Source organism: Pseudomonas sp. Q12-87 (assembly GCF_001269755.1).
GTDB classification, from domain to species: Bacteria; Pseudomonadota; Gammaproteobacteria; order Pseudomonadales; family Pseudomonadaceae; genus Aquipseudomonas; species Aquipseudomonas fluorescens_S.
The window spans coordinates 136,011-156,198 of record NZ_LHVI01000024.1; the positions used below are offsets into that span (position 1 = coordinate 136,011).

A 20,188-nucleotide genomic window follows, 5' to 3' on the forward strand; every position below is an offset into this window, starting at 1 on the left:
GTGATTTTACGGATCAACAAGAGGTTCAGCGGAACGTGCCGGGGGCCTTGAATAACAACGGCTGGGGCCGGGCCGGCCGACATTGCAACGTGTCGCAGGTAAACAACTGCGGTCGTTCGATCACATACCCTTGGGCATAGTCCACCCCGATCTCCAGTAAAGCCTGTTCGATCTGGGCTGTCTCGACAAACTCGGCAATCGTGCGCTTACCCATGACGTGGCCGATGTGATTGATCACTTCAACCATTGCACGGTTAATCGGGTCGTCCAGCATATCCTTTACGAAACTCCCGTCGATCTTCAGGAAGTCTACAGGTAAATGTTTCAGGTAAGCGAATGAAGACATTCCGGCGCAAAAGTCATCCAGCGAAAAATAACAACCCAAGCTCTTGAGTTCATTAATAAAACGGATCGCACTGCCTAAATTCGAAATAGCGCTGGTTTCGGTAATTTCAAAACAAATCATTTCTGGGGGGATCGAATAGGCAGCGAACTGTTTACGCAGGAAGTCGAGAAATGCCTGATCTCCTATAGTCGTGCCTGACAGATTAATCGCACACATCGCCATCGGTCCTTGCCGTGAATCATTCAGGCACTGGCGGATGATCTTGAAGACGTTTTCCACCACCCAACGGTCCAGGGAGGTCATCAAGCCATAGCGCTCAGCGGCAGGAATGAAGCTGTCCGGCAGGATCATCCGCCCGGCTTCGTCATGCAGGCGCAGGAGGATTTCAATATGCCCGCCGCCATGATCGCCAGGCCCCAACGCGGCGATTTCCTGGGCGTAGAGACAAAAGCGGTTCTCTTCCAGGGCCATGTGCAAGCGCTGGACCCACGCCATCTCGCCAAAGCGCAGGGACAACTCCGAGTCGTCGGCGTGGTAGACCTGGACTCGGTTGCGACCCTTCTCCTTGGCCATGTAGCAGGCCATGTCGGCGGCGCGCAGGGATGCCTCAAGGGTCGTCGGCGTCTGGGCGATGTGCACCAGGCCAATGCTCACGGTGGTCACGAACGGCCGGCCTTTCCAGACAAAATGCAGGTTCTGCACGGTCTGGCGCAGCCCTTCGGCGATCTTTTCCGCCGCCTCGGGCGAACAGTTCTCCAGCAAGATGCCGAACTCATCGCCGCCCAGCCGGGCGAGGGTGTCGTTTTCCCGCAGTCCCGATTGCAGCAGGGCGCAGATATGCCGCAGCAGCTCGTCACCCGCCGCATGGCCGCAGGTGTCATTGACCAGCTTGAACTGGTCCAGGTCGAGAAACATCAAGGCATGGCGCCCGACCTGGCGGGTCAGGTTGTGCAGCGCCTGCTCAAGGCGATATTCGAACTCCCGGCGGTTGGCCAGGCCGGTCAGGGCGTCATGCGTGGCCTGCCACGACAGGTTGGCGATGTATTGGCGTTCCTGGGTCATGTCATGCAGCACCAGCACCGCGCCACTGACCTTGCCGGCGTGACGGATCGGCGCGCCCACCAGAGTGACCGATACGGTACTGCCGTCCAGACGCTGGATCAGCTTGGAATGCTCACTGGCGCCGCTGAGCCGACCGCTGAGGATGTGCTCGATCAGGGTCAGGCCTTCGGTCTGGGCATTGTCGTCGAGCAGATTGAACAGCGCAGCCAAAGGCAGCCCCGTCGCATGTTCGGCTTTCCAGTGGGTCATCGCTTCGGCGGCGGGGTTCATGTAGGCAATGGCGCCTTCAACGTCGGTGGTGATCACCCCGTCACCGATGGATTGAAGGGTGATCTGCGCCCGCTCCTTCTCCAGTTGCAGCGCATTGGCGAACACTTGCCGCTGGGCCAACAGCTTATGGGTGCGTAACAGTGCCAGGACGATCAGGCCCAGGGCGGTGGCGAAGTTGGTGACCAGTAACAGCCGCAGGATGAAACGCGAACCCTCGCCCAACGCATCGCTGAACGCCTTGGCCGCCGGGGTGACGGAATCATTGATCGCAAAGATCCGCGCCTTCCAGCCGCGGATATCAGTCTCCGAAGCCTCGCCGGCGATAACGCTGCGGTGCATTTGCCGGGCGACGTTATCCAGCTCGATCAGATAACCGTCGCCCACGGTCCACAGGTCGATGGCCTCCTCCAGGTAACTGAAATGGCGAAAATTCAGATACAACCAGATCAGGCTGGACACATCGTCCGGGTGGTTACCGCCCTTGAGGATACCGGCCTTTGCCGCCTCCAGATCTGGCGGCTCCCTGTCAAGCGCCACCCGCAGCTCATGCCCGCCCTCGGGTACGGCGATGGCTTGCTCATATTTGCGGAAAATCACCTCGTCGCGGCTGTCCGCATAGAGGTTGAGGTAGTAGATGGCGTCTTTCTGGCCCTTGGACCAGAGGCTTTCCCCCGCCACGTAGCCGCGAACGGCGGACAACACGTAAAGGCTGACGCCTCCCAGAAGGGCTTGAAACAAGACGACGGCAATAAAAGGCCAGACGATGCCCAACAACCGAGGGGTTCCGAGAGTCCGCGCTTGATTCATGAGGTCCCTTGCATAGGCGTCGGCGACCAGCATCCAGATCGCACATTCCATTAAGACTAGGAGGCGCAGCAGCTCCTAGCAAGAGCCCGCACATCATTTGACGTTTCCGTGCCCCCCGCACCCGCAGACCCACAGGCAAAAGAACGCTAGCGAGAGCCAAGGACAGTTACAACTTCGCTGGGCGCCATACATATCTACCGCACCTGATTTTCCCTGGATTGATTGGATACGGACCCTTCTCCAGCCGGCATTTTTTCAAATGAGCTGGAGAACCGTTTGTTAATCATCAGGAATTATTTATGCACCCTTTAGCCTCTTTCGACATGTCAATGACTCCTTCGCAAAATCGATGGCCATCCCATGCCCAGGCGCATCAGGGGCTGCTGGAGGAGTACGACGCACTATTGGCATTGATTCGAGACAATGAAACGCCCTCGGTCACGTTTATCAATAGGCTGATAACGCCCAAGACTCACTCTCCCATGGCCATGGAAAACGAAATCGGCCAGCAGGCGCTGCGGGCGCTGATCGAAGACAAGGACTACCAAATACTGTGCGACACGCTGAATGCGTCATACAAGGAGCTGACCGTCACGCTGAAGGACGGCCAGGCCAGTTGCTTTGCACGCAAGAAAAACGACACAACCGTTGTCCGGCTTGAACTTGGCGAAAAGCCAGGCTGGAAAGCGCTACTGGCCGACATTGAGAAATCAGCACGAAGACTGGGCGGGAAGATTCGCTTCGACAGCCAGTTTTCACTCGCCAGAATGACCCGATTCTACGGCCTCGCTGCCTGGGATCCGCAAAATGCTCAACAACGCGAAGCCACGATCGATGCACTGGAAGAGAAACGCGCTCGCCATTCACTAGGGCTCTGGCAAGGCGTCAACCTCGACGAACCGAACCAGGATCCGATACCCGCGCAGGCGAAGATCGATAATCTGATCATCGAAACAGTGCGCCGATTCCTTCCCTTGCCGCAGACCTCCCCGCTGGTCTATCTCGGCACCCGCGATATCACTAGCCTGGCCACAGAAAAAATCCGCGCAAAACCGTCGATGTACCTGGAAGAAATCCTGGTATCGACAAGAGCCCAGGCGTTGGCTACCAAGCTGGTGCAGGCCTTGGGCTGGTTCGGTAGCAAGGCCGGCGAGGAAACCGCTCCGGGAATACGTACCAAACTGCTGATCAAAGCCCTTCGCCTGTGGATCGCCTCGACACCAACCGAAAACCCGACGGGCGTTGCCGGCTACCTCTGGCAAAAATCATCCCATTGGGGAAAGAGCTACAAGGAGATCCAGGCGGAATTCGAGGCGCATCTGCTCGCATCAAGACGCGCCACGTCGGTGAATGAATCCATCCTGACAGCGGGTCTTTTCCTACCGCTGTTCCCCCTGGAAATGCAGGTTAGCGATATCCCCACGGAACTGCCCTACCGGAGTTCCATTGTCTGGGTGAATTTTATCCATGGGGTCTATCTCGCCAATGCGATTGACCCATTGATGCTGCTCCGACTGAACTTTCAGCAACTGGTCGAGTTCCCCATCAGCCAGGCCATCGGAGCGACGGTCGAGGAACTGAAGCTGATCACCCTGACCCGATTGAAACCGATGCTGGAGTGGGCCCTGACAAACGGTCTGATTCCCTACAGGGCAGATTCAAACTACACGGCGCAGGAGCTGCAGGAAGCTGCGGAGAAGCTCGACTCCGAGGTCGAAAGCGTAAATCGCGCTATTCGCTCGCTCGACAGTCCGCCTCCCGAACGCCTGAACATTGCCAGGCTCAAGATGGTCAGGCTTTTTGGTGAAAGCTTATTCCTGTCGGATGGCAGGAAGCTGGTCAAAGAGGCAAACGTTCTTTACACCGCGCCACAGTTCCGGCTGATGGCGCCGATCGGCAGGCCGGCATCTGACGCCTATTCATTTGTGGACGTCTATGCCTCCGGACAGCTCCATGAAAAGAAATGGTTTATCACCGGGCCGGATGGAAAATACTCAACAGGCGACTGGTTGAAAATCGACGGCGATGGAACCGTGCAGACCAACTTGTCCTGGCCGAATCCACTGGCCATTCCTCCCGACCTTGGAACGCTGCCAGACATTGAGCAGATATTTGCCACGCACTTCAAGATCTACCTCAATTTGATCAAAAACGCCTACAGAACGCTGATCATCCATCAACTTGCCTCGCTCCCCCTGGCCGACCGTCACAGGCTGGAATATGGATCGGTCCAGATCTACAGCTTGAGGCAAGCGACCACCGGAATCGAAGCGGCGAATGAATCGGAAGACAAGAAACATCCTCTTCGGGCACGTAATGGCTTCGTCCTGGCAGCGACCCGGGACGGCAAGACGTCCTACTACGAAGTTTTGCCTCGCGCCGGGGTTATCCGCCGCCGAACAGATGTCACCGCGCAACACCTGGGTGGAGAGTTAAAGGCTGAGAAATGGCGAGTCAGCCGTGGTTCTCCTGTAAGCGTAGACGTGGTACGTCCCAAAACCCTTCCTTTCGATTGGGACGCCCATGCAAGAGGCACCGTCCCCAATGCGAATGCCCAATGCCAGGCCATTCTGGATCAGCTTGGCGACACGCTGGAACCGGCGGAAAGGGCTGATGAGCGCGCTTTGCCGCACACATTGGAATCGAAAGTCAGTCAACGAATCACCCAACACATCGCCCAGCGCCTGCTGTTCGTGGATGAAAAGGAACTGCACGACAGTTGCTATGGGGTAACCGAATTCGATCATGAGAAAGCCAAGCGCCAGAAAGCCACCGAACTGACAAAAATGCTTGTACCTTTCTGGAGCAGTATCGAAGACCTCAGTTCGGGGGATAGCGACCGCCTGGCCAGTGGTGCGTTTGGTCTATTCATTGATTTCGCGTCGTTTGTCCTTCCCATCGGGAAATTCGCCTCGGGCTCACTGAAGCTGGTCAGGACGGTGGGCAAATGGAGTTTGGGCGAAACACTCCCCGCCTTTGCGAAGCTCACGGGCGCCTTGCTTAACGAAACGCTGAACCCCCTCGATGGAATTCCATCCCTGCTCCAGGCAGGCAGCCAAAGCGCATACCGGCTCGGCAAACAAGGTTATTTCAACCTGAAGATACTGGGCGGGAGAGCCGGACAGTATGATTTTGTAAAGGGCATGTCCCAGGTCCCGGATCCGGGAAGATGGCGCCCCTTGTCAACAGATGACCAACTTGGTGCGGTACGAGGCATTGACGACGTCCCGATACGCAACGTCAGCCCTTCTGGCAAAGCCGACTACCGCTTGGTTGACCCGTTATCAGCCAAGCCTTATGGCCCACGCCTGGCTGACGACTTATCCGAATTGTCGCTGGGGCGCTCCCACTACAACACGCTGGGCCGGACCGACACTCACGTCATTGTCGAGGTCCCGGAAAAAAGCCGTGTTCGGGAGCTGCTCGAAGTCGATGGCAGCCATACCCTGTATCTGGATGACGTCCCCTATCGAATGGTGGACGACACCTTGCGTCGCGCCAGCCAGCTGGACGCCAGTGAAACACTCAGAAAGCTCCCGTGTCGTGTCCGTCGGGCCCCCGACGAAATCTGTAAAACCAGATATGTCCTGCAAGACAAGCCTGCCGAGCGTCCGCCGACGGGAGAGTTCAGCACGCAATTGAGCTGGGCGCCGTGGTTTGGCGATACGACGCTCTATCCATCCATACCGAAGACGCCCAATGACCGTGCCCTGCTGGCGTTTGAGGGAAAAATCTATGAGCTCAAGGGCGCCAAGCTCAACACCTACAAGGGACGACCGGAATGGATCGGTCTGAACAGTAGAATCCCTATCCCCAGGCAAACCATTAGCGCGACGATAGAGTTCCAGACAGGTCTGTATGGAGGGATCAGGGTCACCGGTACGGCAGAAGGCATAGATGACATACATGTGACGGGTGCTCTGATCATTCGCTCCATCGACCAGAAATTCAACTACGTATTCACCCGACTGAATTTCGACGATTACTACATGACGAGACTGCTATCCACCGACAGCATCGAGGCACCGTTGGTCCTGAAAAAACTGGGCGCGCAAGACCTGCTGCCGGGCACTCCCGGCGAGGAACTCCAAAGGGTCTACATTGGCTCGTTGAACGCGAACAACGCTGCAAGGATCTACGGAAGAGAGCAGGTCGAACTGGCGCTGGACAAGATCGATGAGATTTCGATTCCGATCGGAGCCCCCGCCCATCCGCCGTCCAATATGAAGTGGGTGAAAGTCGATACGTACCCGGCCGAGGCTGTGCTGTTCGACCGTCGGACAAGAATGATCGTGGCTGATCTACCTAACGGTGCGGCCGTCTGGAAGCCTTCCAGGCAGGCACCCGAAGCCTTACAAAAATCAACGGCGGATATCTTCAATGCACTGTTTACTGACGCCTCCATCGCCGTGTCCCCGGCGCGGGCAACCCGGCCTGTCACGATCGACGACGCCATGCGGGAGTTGCAAAAAATCCTTCCAACCCAGAATCCGAAAAACATAGCCTTTGCCAGCGTTACCACCGCTTCGGGAAAAAACGAAGTCTATGTCAGTGTTTCCGGTATTGAGGACTACACCCGGCACCTGCCGCTGTTCAAGTCCAGCAGCGGCTTGAGCGAAATAAACGTGGATGACATCACTTATTTCAACGTCGATGCGCTCAGGCCTCCCATCGATCCCGCCGCCCTTAGCCTCAGCCCCGAAGGAAAGCTGTTGGCGATTCCTCATCTAATGGACGCTGCGGGCAGTTCGAGTTCGGGCAGGCTGAGTCGAGTAACCTCCGGCGACAGTGAAAGCAAACTGATCGGCTATATCAGCGAAAAATATCCCAGTCCCGAAGATATCAAATCGATCACGGTTGCTACCACGTTGCCTCCTTGCGAATCCTGCTCGATTGTCATAAAGGAGTTCGGTCATGAACGCGGCGCCGATGCCCTCAACGTCATCTGGGGGCAACGCCGCAAGCGGCCGGCCGCCGAGATGAATTCTTCAACGGATACCGACTGAACCGACGCCGATCAATGCTGCTGCAAATGCCCATAGAGCTTGGCGTACAGTCCACCCTCGGCAATCAGTTGTTGATGGTCGCCATCCTCGGCAATTTGCCCGCCATCGAACACCAGCACCCGGTCGGCCTGTTTCACGGCCGACAAGCGGTGCGCGATGATCAGGGTGGTTCGGTTGTTCAAGAACCGCGCCAGAGCCTGGTGCAGATTGTATTCGGTGGCAGCGTCCAGCGCGGAGGTAGCCTCGTCGAGTATCACCACCTTGGGCTCGGCCAACACCATGCGAGCGATCGCCAGGCGTTGCCGCTGGCCTCCCGATAGGCGCACGCCGGACCGCCCGACGATGCTGTCCAGGCCGTTGGGCAAGTCCCGGATCGTACCGTGCAGCTGCGCGATTTCGAGCGCCCGCCAACAGGCTTCGTCACTGCGCTCACGGCCCATGGTCAGGTTGGCCCGTACCGTGTCGTTGAACAGCGCAGGATGTTGCAGGACCACCGCGACATTCTCCCGCACGGTTTCAAGGCCGATCTCTTGTTGAGTCGAACCGCCAAAGCGGATGGTCCCGGCCCGCGGTGTGTACAAGCCCAGAAGCAGTTGCACCAGGGTGCTTTTTCCACCGCCACTGGCTCCGACAATCGCGACTTTCTCACCCGGGGCAATCGACAGGTTCATCTCGTTCAGGACCAACTCGTCGCCGTAGCCGAAACTCAACCCCTGAACCTCGATACCCAAGGTCTCACGCCCCTGGAAAGGATCGATACCGCCGGCGTATTGCGGTTCGTCGGCGCGGGCCAACAGTTCGTTGATCCGCGACAGCGCTCCGTCGGCGGCATAGAAGGCATATTGCAGGTTGAGCAGTTGCTCCACCGGCCCGATCATGAACCAGAGGTAGCTGAACACCGCCAACATCTGGCCGATGGACAGATCGGAGAACACCACCGTGAGCATGGCCGCGGCGCGAAAAATATCGATGCCAAACTGGAACAGCAAACCGCTGGCGCGGTTAGAGGCATCGGTTTTCCACTGGGAGTTGACTGCGTAATCGCGCACTTCCTTGGCCCGCATGCCCAGACGGCCGAGAAAATATCCCTGACGGTTACCCGCGCGCACTTCCTGGATGGCGTCCAGGGTTTCAGTCAGGGCCTGGGTGAAACGCGACGTGCTGTCGTTCTCCAATTTCTTCAGGTGCTTGACCCGCTTGCCCAACTGCACCGTGGCGTAGATCACCAAGGGGTTGAACAACAGGATCAGCAGCGCCAGCTCCCAATGCATCCACACCAGGATGCCGGCGGTGCCCACCAGGGTCAGCATCGCCACCAGAAAACGGCTGAGGGTTTCGCCGATGAATTTGTCCAGGGTGTCCAGGTCGGTGACCAGGTGGGCCGCCACGGTGCCGCTGCCCAGGCTTTCGTATTCGCCAAGGGAAATGCGCTTGAGGCGTTCGATCAGGCGGATGCGAATGCGATAGACGATGTCCTTGGCCAGCCTGGCGAACAAGCGCGCCTGCAGCACGTTGAACAGCAACGCTCCACAGCGCAGGGCCAGGGTCACCATCAGCATGAGCCCGATGTAGCCGGCAGCGAGTTGCCAGCCCGTCGGCAGCGCATGGTTCATGACCTTCAAGGCTGCATCACCGTGACCCAGCAGGACTTCATCGACCAGCAACGGCAACAGCAGCGGGATCGGCACACTGCACAGCGTCGCCAGCACGGCCACGGCGTTGGCGATCCACAGGGCTTTCTTATGCTTGAAGGCCAGGCGACGGATTTGCGCCCAACTCAACCGGTCGCTGCGCAGCGGAGGCGATAGATCATCGGGCCGGTCAGGCACAGGCGGCGCGCTCCAGCCAGCGCCCCAGCAATGGCGATAACTGGCTCAAGGGCTGGTAACCATTGGTCAGCAGCGCCAGTTGGCCGGCGCGTTCGGCCAGCAGTGTGGGAAACCCGGCAATACCCAGGTCCTGCACCCAGGTGAAATCCGCAGCGGTGGCCGCATGCTGGTCGGCGCGGTCGAATGCCGCGGCGAACTCGATACGTGGCAATCCAGCCTGCTCGGCCAATTCCACCAGAACGCTGGCGTGGGTGACATCCCGGCCCTGCACATAAAATGCCTGCTGGATCAGCTTCACCAGCTTCCAGGCCAAGTCCGGCGCAAGGTTGCGGGCAGTCACCACGGCACGGCAGGCCGGTTCGGTGTCATAGACGAAACCGTCCGGCAACGCCCCCTCGAACTTGAAAGGCTGGCCGGTGGCCTCGGTGACGGCCTGCCAGTGCTCAAGGATATAGCGCCGGGTGGTCGGCTCCAGGGCCGAACCACTGCCGGTGCGCAGGCCGCCCACTACCAGGTGCAGCTCCACACCCGCAGCCTGCGCCTGCTCGACCAATGCTTCGGCCACCGGCGCAAAGCCCCAGCACCAGGAACACATCGGGTCCATCACGTAGAGCAGGCGTGGCGTCATGGGTTCAAGCCTCGGAAGGTGACTGCTTGTAGTTGTAGCCGATCGGATGCGGCATGTTGCGGGCCTTGGCCAGTTCGATCTGCTTTTGCCGGTCGATCGCGCTGCGACGGGTTTTCTCGCTCAGCTTATCCCAGCAATGCGGGCAACTGATTCCCGGCACATAGTGTTCCGAGGCGCGGTCTTCGACACTGACCGGCGTACGACAGGCATGGCACTGATCGTAGTCCCCTTCGCTAAGGTCGTGGCGAACCGTTACCCGGTTATCGAACACGAAGCAGTCGCCGCGCCATTTGGTTTCTTCCTGGGGCACCTCCTCCAGGTATTTGAGGATGCCGCCCTTGAGGTGATAGACCTCGTCGAAACCCTGGCCAAGCATGTAGCTGGAGGCTTTTTCACAGCGAATGCCACCGGTGCAGAACATCGCGACTTTCTTGTGGCGCGTCGGGTCGAAGTTCGCCTTGATGTACTCGGGAAATTCGCGAAAGCTGGTGGTCTTGGGGTCGATGGCGCCTTCGAAGGTGCCGATGGACACTTCGTAGTCATTGCGGGTGTCGATCAACAGCACTTCCGGATCGCTGATCAGGGCGTTCCAGTCCTGCGGCTCGACATAGGTGCCGACCTGCTTGTTCGGGTCCACGCCTTCAACGCCCAGGGTGACGATTTCTTTCTTGAGCTTGACCTTGGTGCGATAGAACGGCTGCTCGTCGCAGTACGACTCTTTATGGTCGATGTCGATCATGCGCGGATCGTTCTTGAGCCAGGCCAGCAGGCCATCGATACCCTCACGGGTGCCGGAAACCGTACCGTTGATGCCTTCCTGGGCCAGCAGCAGCGTGCCTTTGACGCCGTTATCGACCATGGCCTTGAGCAACGGCTCACGCAGCTCGACGTAATCTTCAAGGGTGACGAACTTATACAGTGCCGCCACGACAATGGGTTGTGTCATGGGTGTTTCTCCAGGTGGCTACCCTCGTAAAGGGTGAACCGGATGCGAAAAAAAACGCGCCGGATGAGCGGCGCGTTGCGGATTCTAGCAAAAAAGCAGCTCCAAGCTCCAAGCTTCGAGCTGCAAGCCACGGCGGCTTGTAGCTTATAGCTTGAAACTTGTAGCTCTTTACCCCTTGCTACCCCCGGCGCAGGTCGGCGAAGCCGGGGCGGTGTCGACCTGTGCCCATTCTTCGGGGGTGTAGGTATGCAGCGCCAACGCATGGAATTCACCCATCAGCTCGCCCAGCGTGCCGTAGACCTTCTGGTGGCGCTTGACGCGATTGAGCCCTTCGAATTGCTGGCTGACCACCACCGCCTTGAAGTGGGTCTGCAGACCACGGCTGTGCATGTGGCTTTCATCCAGCACTTGCAGGTACTCGGGCTGCAGGAGCCCGAGCGTCGATTCGATGCGTTGTTGCATGCTCATACCCGGCTCCGCTTACGGCTTTTTCTTGGCTGGGGCAGGCGCGGCGCCTTTCGGCTCGAGCTCGGCCGTCATGTCAGACAGCAGCTTGTTGACCACCGGCACTGCGGACTCCAGCTTGGCCTGGGTCAGTTGGGCCGATTGCTGGGTCAGCTGCGGCATTTTTTCCAAGACTTTCTTGCCCAATGGCGACTGGTAGAAGGACACCAGGTCCTTGAGCTCCGACTCGCTGAAGTTGCTGGTGTAGAGCTTGACCATGTCCGGCTTGAGCTTGTTCCAGCCGATGGCCTGGTCCAGTGCGGCATTGGCCTTGGCCTGGTAGCTTTCCAGGGTGGCTTTTTTCGACTCGGGGGCCTTGGTCTGTTCAAAGCGCTGGGCGAACATCTGCTGCACTTGCATGTACACCGGAGTGCCCAGTTTGTCAGCGTGTGCCAGGGTCAGAAACGCTTCGGCGCTGGCGTTGTGGCTGGCGGTATCGGCAAGAACAGGGCCGCTGGCACACACCAGAGCAACTGCGGTACAGATGGCACGAAGACGGGTCATCGAGTTTCCTTTACTAACAGGCGAGGTAAAACCCCAAGGGCGACCATTCTGCGCCTAATAAACGCCGGGCCTCAACCCCGAAGCTTGCCGGACCCGATTGACGGGGCGGACCGGCCGCCCCTAGATTGAGGGAACCGGTGCCGCCCGCCAGGGCCTAAACTGCGCATTCAGCCCAATAGGAGTTTGACCCGATGAGCCGTATCGAAACCGACAGCCTTGGCCAGGTTGAAGTCCCGGAAGAGGCCTACTGGGGCGCCCAGACACAGCGTTCCATGATCAATTTTGCCATCGGTAACGAACGCATGCCGCTGTCGGTGCTGCATGCCCTGGCGCTGATCAAGAAGGCCGCCGCGCGGGTCAATGACCGCAACGGCGACTTGCCCGCCGACATCGCTCGCCTGATCGAGCAAGCCGCCGACGAAGTGCTGGACGGCCAGCATGACGACCAGTTCCCGCTGGTGGTCTGGCAGACGGGCAGCGGCACCCAGAGCAACATGAACGTCAACGAAGTCATCGCCGGGCGAGCCAACGAGCTGGCCGGCAACCCGCGCGGCGGCAAGAGCCCGGTGCACCCCAACGATCACGTCAATCGCTCCCAGAGCTCCAACGACTGCTTCCCAACCGCCATGCACATCGCCGCCGTCCAGGCCGTCCAGCAGCAATTGCTGCCGGCCATCGGCGAGTTGTCCGGCGGGTTGGCGGAACTGGCTGCGCGCCACATGAAGCTGGTCAAGACCGGCCGCACCCACATGATGGATGCCACGCCCATCACGTTTGGCCAGGAACTGTCGGCCTTCATAGCCCAGCTCGACTATGCCGAACGTGCCATCCGCGCCGCACTGCCAGCGGTCTGCGAACTGGCCCAAGGCGGTACGGCGGTGGGCACCGGCCTCAATTCGCCCCATGGTTTTGGTGAAGCCATTGCCGCTGAATTGGCGGCGCTTTCCGGGCTGCCGTTCGTGACCGCGCCGAACAAGTTCGCCGCGCTGGCCGGCCATGAACCCCTGACCGCCCTGTCCGGCGCGCTGAAAACCCTGGCCGTGACCCTGATGAAGATCGCCAACGACCTGCGCCTGCTGGGTTCCGGGCCACGGGCCGGGTTCGCCGAGGTGAAGTTGCCGGCCAACGAACCGGGCAGTTCCATCATGCCCGGCAAGGTCAACCCGACCCAGTGCGAAGCCTTGTCGATGCTGGCCTGCCAAGTCCTGGGCAACGACGTGACCATCGGTTTCGCCGCCAGCCAGGGCCATTTGCAACTGAACGTGTTCAAACCGGTGATCATCCACAACCTGCTGCAATCGATCCGCCTGCTGGCCGATGGCTGCAGCAACTTCCAACAGCATTGCATCGCGGGGCTCGAACCGGATGCCGAGCAAATGGCCGCGCACTTGGAACGCGGGCTGATGCTGGTGACCGCGCTGAACCCGCACATCGGCTACGACAAGTCCGCCGAGATCGCCAAGAAAGCCTATGGCGAAGGGCTGACGTTGCGCGAGGCCGCGTTGCAACTGGGGTATCTCACTGATGAAGAGTTCGATGCCTGGGTAAGGCCGGAGAATATGCTGGAGGCCGGTAGCCAGGGCTGAGTTCTGTTCTGGCAGTTGGTACGTCTTCGCGAGCAAGCCCGCTCCCACAGTGGATGTGTCGGGCACAATATTTGTGCTCAGCGCAATCACTGTGGGAGCGGGCTTGCTCGCGAAGAACGGTAACGCGGTCTATTGCCCAACAGCCAAACGCTCGCGCCGGGCCCTCAGCCCGGCGATCAACGACGGCCCCAGCGCCACCAACGCCGACCCCAATACCACCAGCACCGCCCCGCCATATCCCAGCAGATTGATCTGTTCGGCATGGACATAATCGGGCCACCACCAGGCCGCCATCGCCACCGCGGCGAACGTCACCAGCGGCGTGATCGCCAGGGTCGCGCTGACCCGGGAAGCCTCCCAATGGGCCAAGGCCTCGGCAAATGCGCCATAGGCGATCAGCGTATTGAGACAGCAGGCGAGCAACAGCCAACCTTGCAGTGGGCTCAGTTGCAACGCTTCCAGCGGATGCACCCAAGGTGTGAGCAACAGCGCGCAGAACAGGTAGATCACCATCATCACCTGCAACGAATTCCACACCGTCAACAATTGCTTCTGGCCCAGGGCATAGAACGTCCAGACGGTCGAGGCGAGCAATACCATCAGCACCCCGGCGGTGTAGTCGCTCAAGGACGTCAGCAATTCAATGAGGCGCTGATTGAAAAACAGTGCAAATCCGATCAACAACACCAGCAGGCCAATGCCCTGCCCGACGCTGAAACGTTCTTTGAACACAAACAGACTGGCGACCAGCAACATGATCGGCCCCATCTGCACCACCAGTTGCGCGGTGCCGGGGCTCAAGCGGTTCAAGCCCATCAGGTAGAGCACATAGTTGCCCACCAGCCCGAGCACCGCCATTGCCACCAGCCAGCCGCCACGACGGCCAAGCACTTGGCGAGTAGGCAAGCGCCGGGTAGCGCCAAGGTAGATGAACAGCAAGCCACCGGACACGAGCAACCGAAACCAGGTCACGGTGACCGGGTCCATCACCTGCAGTACTTGCTTGAGCTTGATCGGCAGGATTCCCCACAGCAAAGCGGTCAGCAAGGCGAGGAACAGGCCATAGACCCAGCGACCGGACGATACGTGCATGCAACCCTCGAAACCAAGACATGAGTGCTCATTCTAGGCCCTGATCCATCCGCGACACAGGGACAGTTGGGCATGCGACGTTGCCAGGATTGTATGGGTCGTAGCCGTCGATCGGCTCGCCAGGCGCAAATCAACCACACCACATATGCTCAAGTTAAAACCGCCAAGCAGCCCTATGGAGACCCGAAATGCCTGGTACGCGCGCGCAGGACACAGACGCACCCAAGACAATTTTTCGCAGTGATCGGATTTGCCGGATAAATGGCGAATTTTATTTCAGTACGCGCGAAGGCACGCAGGAAGGACCGTACGACAGTCGTGAGACTGCAGAACGGGAAGTCGCGGCTTATATTCAACGGATGATGCAACTGAACAAAGTGGCCAGCTGACTCAGAAGGCCGTGTGGCAAAGGAGCTTGCTCCTTTGCCACACAAAGCCCTGCACGCCTGCGGTTATCGAACCGCCTCGAACAACCCCGTCGCCCCCATCCCGCCACCCACGCACATCGTCACGATGCCGTAGCGCAGGTTGCGCCGTTGCAGCTCGCGCACCAGATGGCCCACTTGCCGTGAGCCGGTCATGCCGAAGGGATGGCCGATGGAGATCGAGCCCCCGTTGACGTTGTATTTCTCGTTATCGATTTCCAACCGGTTGCGGCTGTACAGGCACTGGGACGCGAAAGCCTCGTTGAGTTCCCACAAGTCGATGTCGGCGATCTGCAAGCCCTTGGCCTTGAGCAGCTTCGGCACCGAAAATACCGGACCGATGCCCATCTCGTCCGGTTCGCAACCGGCCACGGTAAAGCCGCGAAAAAACGCCTTGGGCTTGAGCCCCAGGGCCAAGGCTTTTTCCAGACTCATCACCAAGGTCATCGACGCCCCGTCGGACAACTGCGACGAGTTGCCTGCTGTCACCGAACCGTCTTCGGCGAACACGGGCTTGAGTCCGGCCAGGCTTTCGTAAGTGGTGTCGGGGCGATTGCAGTCGTCGCGGTCAACCAGGCCATCGAGGATCTGCACCGCACCGGTGTTCTTGTCCTCGACCCGGTACTTGACCGCCATCGGGATGATTTCATCGTCGAACAACCCGGCCGCCTGTGCCTGGGCGGTTCGTTGCTGGCTCTGCAAGGCGTAGCGGTCCTGTTCTTCACGGCTGACCTGATAACGACGGGCAACGATCTCGGCCGTCTGGCCCATGGGAAAGTAGATCCCGGGCACCTGCTCCTTGAGCAGTGGGTTGATCAGGTTATCGGTGTTGACGCTTTTCATCGTCAGGCTGATGGATTCCACCCCACCGGCGACGATGATGTCGCTGCAACCGGAGGCGATCTGGTTGGCGGCGATGGCGATGGCTTGCAGGCCCGAGGAACAGAAACGGTTGAGGGTCATGCCGGCGGTGCCGGTCCCCAATTGCGAGAGCACCGCCACGTTGCGGCCGATGTTGTAGCCTTGGGCGCCCTCGTTGGACCCGGCGCCGACGATGCAATCCTCGACGCTGGCCGGGTTGATGTCGTTGCGTGCCAACAGGGCGTTGACGCAGTGCGCCGCCATGTCGTCCGGGCGGGTCATGTTGAACTTGCCGCGAAAAGATTTCGCCAGGCCGGTCCGTACGCTGTCGACGATCACCACTTCACGCATGGCTGCACCTCATTGTTATGGTCGGTTAGTGGGCCCAGCATAGGTCCACCGTATAACCGACCGCGACAATCATTCACCCCGCGTATGCGCCCTCATTGGCTACTTCCTGCTTTTTTTCGCCTGGCGAGCCTGTTTCCCCGAGCGCTCGAACGCGTCCTCCAGCGCCTGGTTTAGCGTGCGCAACACTTTGACCCGCGCCCAGCGCTTGTCGTTGGCTTCCACCAATGTCCAAGGGGAAATCTCGGTGCTGGTGCGATCGACCATGTCGCACACGGCCGCCCGGTAAGCGTTCCACTTGTCCCGGTTGCGCCAGTCGTCCTCGGTAATCTTGAAGCGCTTGAAGGGGATTTCCTCACGCTCCTGGAAGCGCTCCAGCTGGGTTTCCTTGTCGATGGCCAGCCAGAACTTGACCACCACCACGCCGGCATCGGCGATCTGTTCTTCGAAATCGTTGATCTCGCCATAGGCCCTTAGCCAGTCGGCCCGGCTGCAGAACCCTTCGACCCGTTCCACCAGCACCCGGCCATACCAGGAACGGTCGAACATGGTGAACTTGCCCCGCGCCGGGATGTGCCGCCAGAACCGCCACATGTACGGGTGGGCGCGCTCTTCCTCCGTGGGCGCGGCGATCGGCACGATGCTGTACTGGCGCGGATCGAGGGCCGCCGCCACCCGACGAATCGCCCCGCCCTTGCCGGCCGCATCGTTACCCTCGAACACGGCCACCAGGGCATGGCGGCGCATGCGTTTGTCGCGCAGCAAGCCGGCGAACCGCGCCTGCTCGGTAATCAATTGCTCCTCGTAATCGTCCTTGTCCAGGCGCAGGGTCATGTCCAGGCTGTCGAGCAGGGTGACTTGATCCTCCAGGGCCGGCAGCGGCATCACGCTGGCCTTTTCCGGCTTCGCCTTAGGTCGGTCGAGGGCTTGGCGCAAGCCTTCGAGCAGGACCCGCCCGACCGTGAGGCTGCGATAATAGGTGTCCACGCCTTCGACGACGTGCCATGGCGCGTATTCGCGACTGGTGCGGCGCAGGACCCGTTCGCCGTATTTGACGAACTTGTCGTAGGTCTGGGATTGCTGCCAGTCCAGCGGGCTGATGCGCCAGCTGTGCAGCGGATCATCCTTGAGCCCCTTGAGCCGAGCCTTCATCTGTTTCTTGGACAGGTGGAACCAGAACTTGAAGATCAGTGCGCCTTCGTCACAGAGCATCTTTTCCAGGCGTTCGGCGGCGTTGATCGCCTGGTCCAGCCGGGGATCCTTGAACTCGCCATGGACGCGTCCTTGCAGCATCTGGCTGTACCAGTTGCCGAAGAAAATCCCCATGCGCCCCTTGGCTGGCAGCATCCGCCAATAACGCCAGGCCGGCGGCCGCGCCAGTTCTTCGTCGGTCTGCTGGTCGAATGTACGCACTTCGATCAGTCGCGGGTCCATCCACTCGTTGAGCAGCTTCACCGTCTCGCCCTTGCCCGCGCCCTCGATGCCGTTGATCAGCACGATGACCGGAAACCGGCCTTGTTGCTGCAATTCGAATTGAGCTTCGAGCAGCGCTTCACGCAAGGCCGGCACTTCGGCCTCAAAGGTTTCTTTATCGATGACGTGACCGATTTCAGCGGATTCGAACATGAACAGCTCCTTCGGGGATGGGGCAAGATTAGCGGATTGGATGCGGTGGGGTGCAGCAGATTCCACCCAGATGCGCGGTCTGTTGCGATGGGTCAAGCAAGCCGGTAGCGATCGGCTAGAATGGCCTCCCCGTTTTCACCGAGCCCGCCATGACGCCCATCCAGCACCACGCCCAACTCGACTGGGACGACCAGGGGCGCCCGCGCTCGCGGGTGTTCGACGACGTGTATTTTTCCGACCAGTCGGGCCTGGATGAAACCCGCTACGTGTTCCTTGAGCAGAACAACCTGGCCGAGCGCTTTGCCGCGTTGCCCCAGGACGGAAGACTGGTGATCGGCGAAACCGGGTTCGGCACCGGCCTGAACTTCCTCTGCGCCTGGCAGTTGTTCGAACAATGCGCGCCGACCGGGGCGCGGTTGCATTTTGTCAGCGTCGAGAAGTTTCCCTTGAGCCCGCAGGACTTGCGCCGGGCCTTGGCTTTGTGGCCGCAGCTGGCACGCCAGGCTGATCAGTTGCTCGCGCAATACGTCGCGGTCCACCAGGGTTTCCAGCGCCTGACGCTGGCGGATGGACGGGTGACGCTGACCTTGCTGATCGGCGATGCCCTCGAACAGTTGCCGCAACTGGATGGGCAAATCGACGCCTGGTTCCTGGACGGTTTCGCGCCGGCGAGAAACCCAGACATGTGGACCGCCGAGCTGTTCGCCGAACTGGCCCGGCTGGCGGCCCCCGGCGCCACGCTCAGCACCTTCACCAGTACCGGTTGGGTACGACGGTTGTTGAACGCGGCGGGCTTCAAGATGAAGCGCACGCCGGGCATTGGCCATAAATGGGAAATCCTGCGTGGGGTGTTTCTCGGTTGGCCGGAGCAGGCACCGCTGCCCACCCCGGCGAAGCCCTGGTACGCCCGCCCCGCTCCGCTCACAGGCGAGCGTCGGGCCCTGGTGATCGGCGGCGGCCTCGCCGGTTGCGCCAGCGCTGCCAGCCTCGCGGCCCGTGGCTGGCAGGTAACCCTGCTGGAGCGTCACGCCGGGCTGGCCGAAGAGGCTTCCGGCAACCCGCAAGGCGTGCTGTACCTCAAGCTGTCGGCCCATGGCACGGCGTTGTCACAGATGATCCTCAGCGGCTTCGGCTACACGCGGCGCGTGCTGGAGCAACTGCAACGCGGCGTGGACTGGGATGGGTGTGGGGTTTTGCAGCTGGCTTTCAACAGCAAGGAAGCCGAGCGCCAGGCGCAACTGGCCGAAGCGTTCCCACAGGATTTGCTCCACAGCCTGGATCAGGCGCAGGCCCAAGCGCGTTCTGGCATCGGCCTGGCTTGTGGCGGCTTGTTCTACCCCGAAGGCGGCTGGGTGCATCCGCCGGCGCTGTGCCGCTGGCAGGCCGCAGGCGCGACAATCGACGTGCAGCCTCACCATGAAGTGCTGGAGTTGCGCCGCGTGGAAGACCAGTGGCAGGCCTGGGACGGCGAACACTGCCTGGCCAGCGCCCCCGTGGTAATCCTCGCCAGCGCCGCCGAGATCAAGCGTTTCGAACCGGCCGCCGAGCTGCCCCTCAAGCGCATTCGCGGGCAAATCACCCGGTTGCCGCAAACCGCCCGCAGCCAGGACTTGGCCACAGTGGTCTGCGCCGAAGGCTACGTGGCCCCGCCGCGCTTGGGCGAACACACCCTGGGCGCCAGCTTCGACTTCAAGAGCGACGACCTGACCCCCACCGCCGCCGAGCACGCCGGCAACCTGCTGATGCTCGAAGAAATTTCCCTGGACCTGGCGGACCGCCTCAACGCCAGCGCCCTGGAGGCCGAACACCTTGAAGGGCGCGCGGCGTTCCGTTGCACCAGCCCGGATTACCTGCCGATTGTCGGCCCGTTAGCGCACAGCCCGGCCTTCACCGAAGCGTATTCGGCCCTGGCCAAGGACGCCCGCCAGGTGCCTGATATCCCCTGCCCTTGGCTCGATGGCCTGTATATCAACAGCGGCCACGGTTCCCGAGGCCTGATCACCGCGCCGCTGTCGGGCGAACTGATCGCCGCGTGGCTGGACAACGAACCCCTGCCGCTGCCACGAAGCGTGGCCGAGGTCTGCCATCCGAACCGGTTTGCACTGCGGGCGCTGGTTCGAGGCAAGGCCAAGGACTAACGCCTACCGAATGACCTGTGGGAGCGGGCTTGCTCGCGAAGGCGGTTTGTCAGTTACTCAAACGTCACAGGTACGCCGCCTTCGCGAGCAAGCTCGCTCCCACAAGGGTTGCGGGACATTCACCAGACCCCGCCCGTCGGCTTATAACGCATCGATATAAAACTCACAGCTATCCCCTCGGTCAGTTTCAGAGTACCCGCCATTTCGGCG

The 20,188-nt window shown here is 60.2% G+C and carries 13 protein-coding genes; 4 read left to right on the top strand and 9 right to left on the bottom strand.

Translation table 11 applies throughout. The annotated features are described in order from the left end of the window. Window positions 1-25: 25 nt before the first annotated feature. Window positions 26-2,485 (bottom strand): EAL domain-containing protein, encoded by a 2,460-nt coding sequence (locus tag AD663_RS18965; RefSeq protein WP_003183902.1) that lies wholly within the window; start codon window positions 2,483-2,485, stop codon window positions 26-28. A gap of 299 nt (window positions 2,486-2,784) precedes the next feature. Between AD663_RS18965 and AD663_RS18970 the strand changes: the two genes are divergently transcribed. Beyond that, on the top strand, window positions 2,785-7,491 hold the full coding sequence (locus AD663_RS18970; protein WP_053214344.1) for a deaminase domain-containing protein: 4,707 nt from the start codon (window positions 2,785-2,787) through the stop codon (window positions 7,489-7,491). A gap of 11 nt (window positions 7,492-7,502) precedes the next feature. On the opposite strand, the gene AD663_RS18975 is transcribed toward AD663_RS18970, so the two are convergent. The 5 genes from AD663_RS18975 to AD663_RS18995 form a co-directional block, all read right to left on the bottom strand. Next, window positions 7,503-9,320, bottom strand: a complete 1,818-nt coding sequence (locus AD663_RS18975; RefSeq protein ID WP_053214345.1) for an ABC transporter ATP-binding protein — start codon at window positions 9,318-9,320, stop codon at window positions 7,503-7,505. After that, on the bottom strand, window positions 9,313-9,948 hold the full coding sequence (locus AD663_RS18980; RefSeq protein WP_053214346.1) for a DsbA family protein: 636 nt from the start codon (window positions 9,946-9,948) through the stop codon (window positions 9,313-9,315). Before AD663_RS18980 ends, AD663_RS18975 begins: the two co-directional genes overlap by 8 nt. Before the next feature lie 4 nt (window positions 9,949-9,952). Next, complete coding sequence (locus AD663_RS18985) at window positions 9,953-10,894, bottom strand: rhodanese-related sulfurtransferase (protein ID WP_003183910.1); 942 nt, start codon at window positions 10,892-10,894, stop codon at window positions 9,953-9,955. A 168-nt stretch (window positions 10,895-11,062) separates the two neighbouring features. Then, a complete protein-coding gene (locus tag AD663_RS18990; RefSeq protein WP_053214347.1) occupies window positions 11,063-11,362 on the bottom strand; it encodes a BolA family transcriptional regulator in 300 nt (99 codons plus the stop codon). A gap of 12 nt (window positions 11,363-11,374) precedes the next feature. Then, window positions 11,375-11,902 carry a DUF2059 domain-containing protein gene (locus tag AD663_RS18995; RefSeq protein ID WP_003183914.1) on the bottom strand — a complete coding sequence of 176 codons (528 nt, stop codon included), beginning with the start codon at window positions 11,900-11,902 and terminating at the stop codon, window positions 11,375-11,377. Between the two features lie 191 nt (window positions 11,903-12,093). Between AD663_RS18995 and AD663_RS19000 the strand changes: the two genes are divergently transcribed. After that, a complete protein-coding gene (locus AD663_RS19000; RefSeq protein ID WP_003183916.1) occupies window positions 12,094-13,488 on the top strand; it encodes a class II fumarate hydratase in 1,395 nt (464 codons plus the stop codon). A gap of 129 nt (window positions 13,489-13,617) precedes the next feature. Here the strand turns inward: AD663_RS19000 and AD663_RS19005 are convergent, their stop codons facing one another. Beyond that, the gene (locus AD663_RS19005) at window positions 13,618-14,580 is read right to left on the bottom strand and encodes a DMT family transporter (protein WP_003183917.1); all 963 of its coding nucleotides are present in this window, start codon (window positions 14,578-14,580) and stop codon (window positions 13,618-13,620) included. A 188-nt stretch (window positions 14,581-14,768) separates the two neighbouring features. On the opposite strand from AD663_RS19005, the gene AD663_RS19010 reads away from it, so the two are divergent. After that, window positions 14,769-14,969 (top strand): DUF6316 family protein, encoded by a 201-nt coding sequence (locus AD663_RS19010; protein WP_003183919.1) that lies wholly within the window; start codon window positions 14,769-14,771, stop codon window positions 14,967-14,969. Window positions 14,970-15,032: 63 nt separating this feature from the next. Here the strand turns inward: AD663_RS19010 and AD663_RS19015 are convergent, their stop codons facing one another. Then, on the bottom strand, window positions 15,033-16,217 hold the full coding sequence (locus tag AD663_RS19015) for a thiolase family protein (RefSeq protein ID WP_003183921.1): 1,185 nt from the start codon (window positions 16,215-16,217) through the stop codon (window positions 15,033-15,035). A gap of 99 nt (window positions 16,218-16,316) precedes the next feature. Then, a complete protein-coding gene (pap, locus tag AD663_RS19020) occupies window positions 16,317-17,840 on the bottom strand; it encodes a polyphosphate:AMP phosphotransferase (RefSeq protein ID WP_003183923.1) in 1,524 nt (507 codons plus the stop codon). A 149-nt stretch (window positions 17,841-17,989) separates the two neighbouring features. On the opposite strand from pap, the gene mnmC reads away from it, so the two are divergent. Next, a complete protein-coding gene (gene mnmC, locus AD663_RS19025; protein ID WP_053214348.1) occupies window positions 17,990-19,978 on the top strand; it encodes a bifunctional tRNA (5-methylaminomethyl-2-thiouridine)(34)-methyltransferase MnmD/FAD-dependent 5-carboxymethylaminomethyl-2-thiouridine(34) oxidoreductase MnmC in 1,989 nt (662 codons plus the stop codon). Window positions 19,979-20,188: the final 210 nt, after the last annotated feature.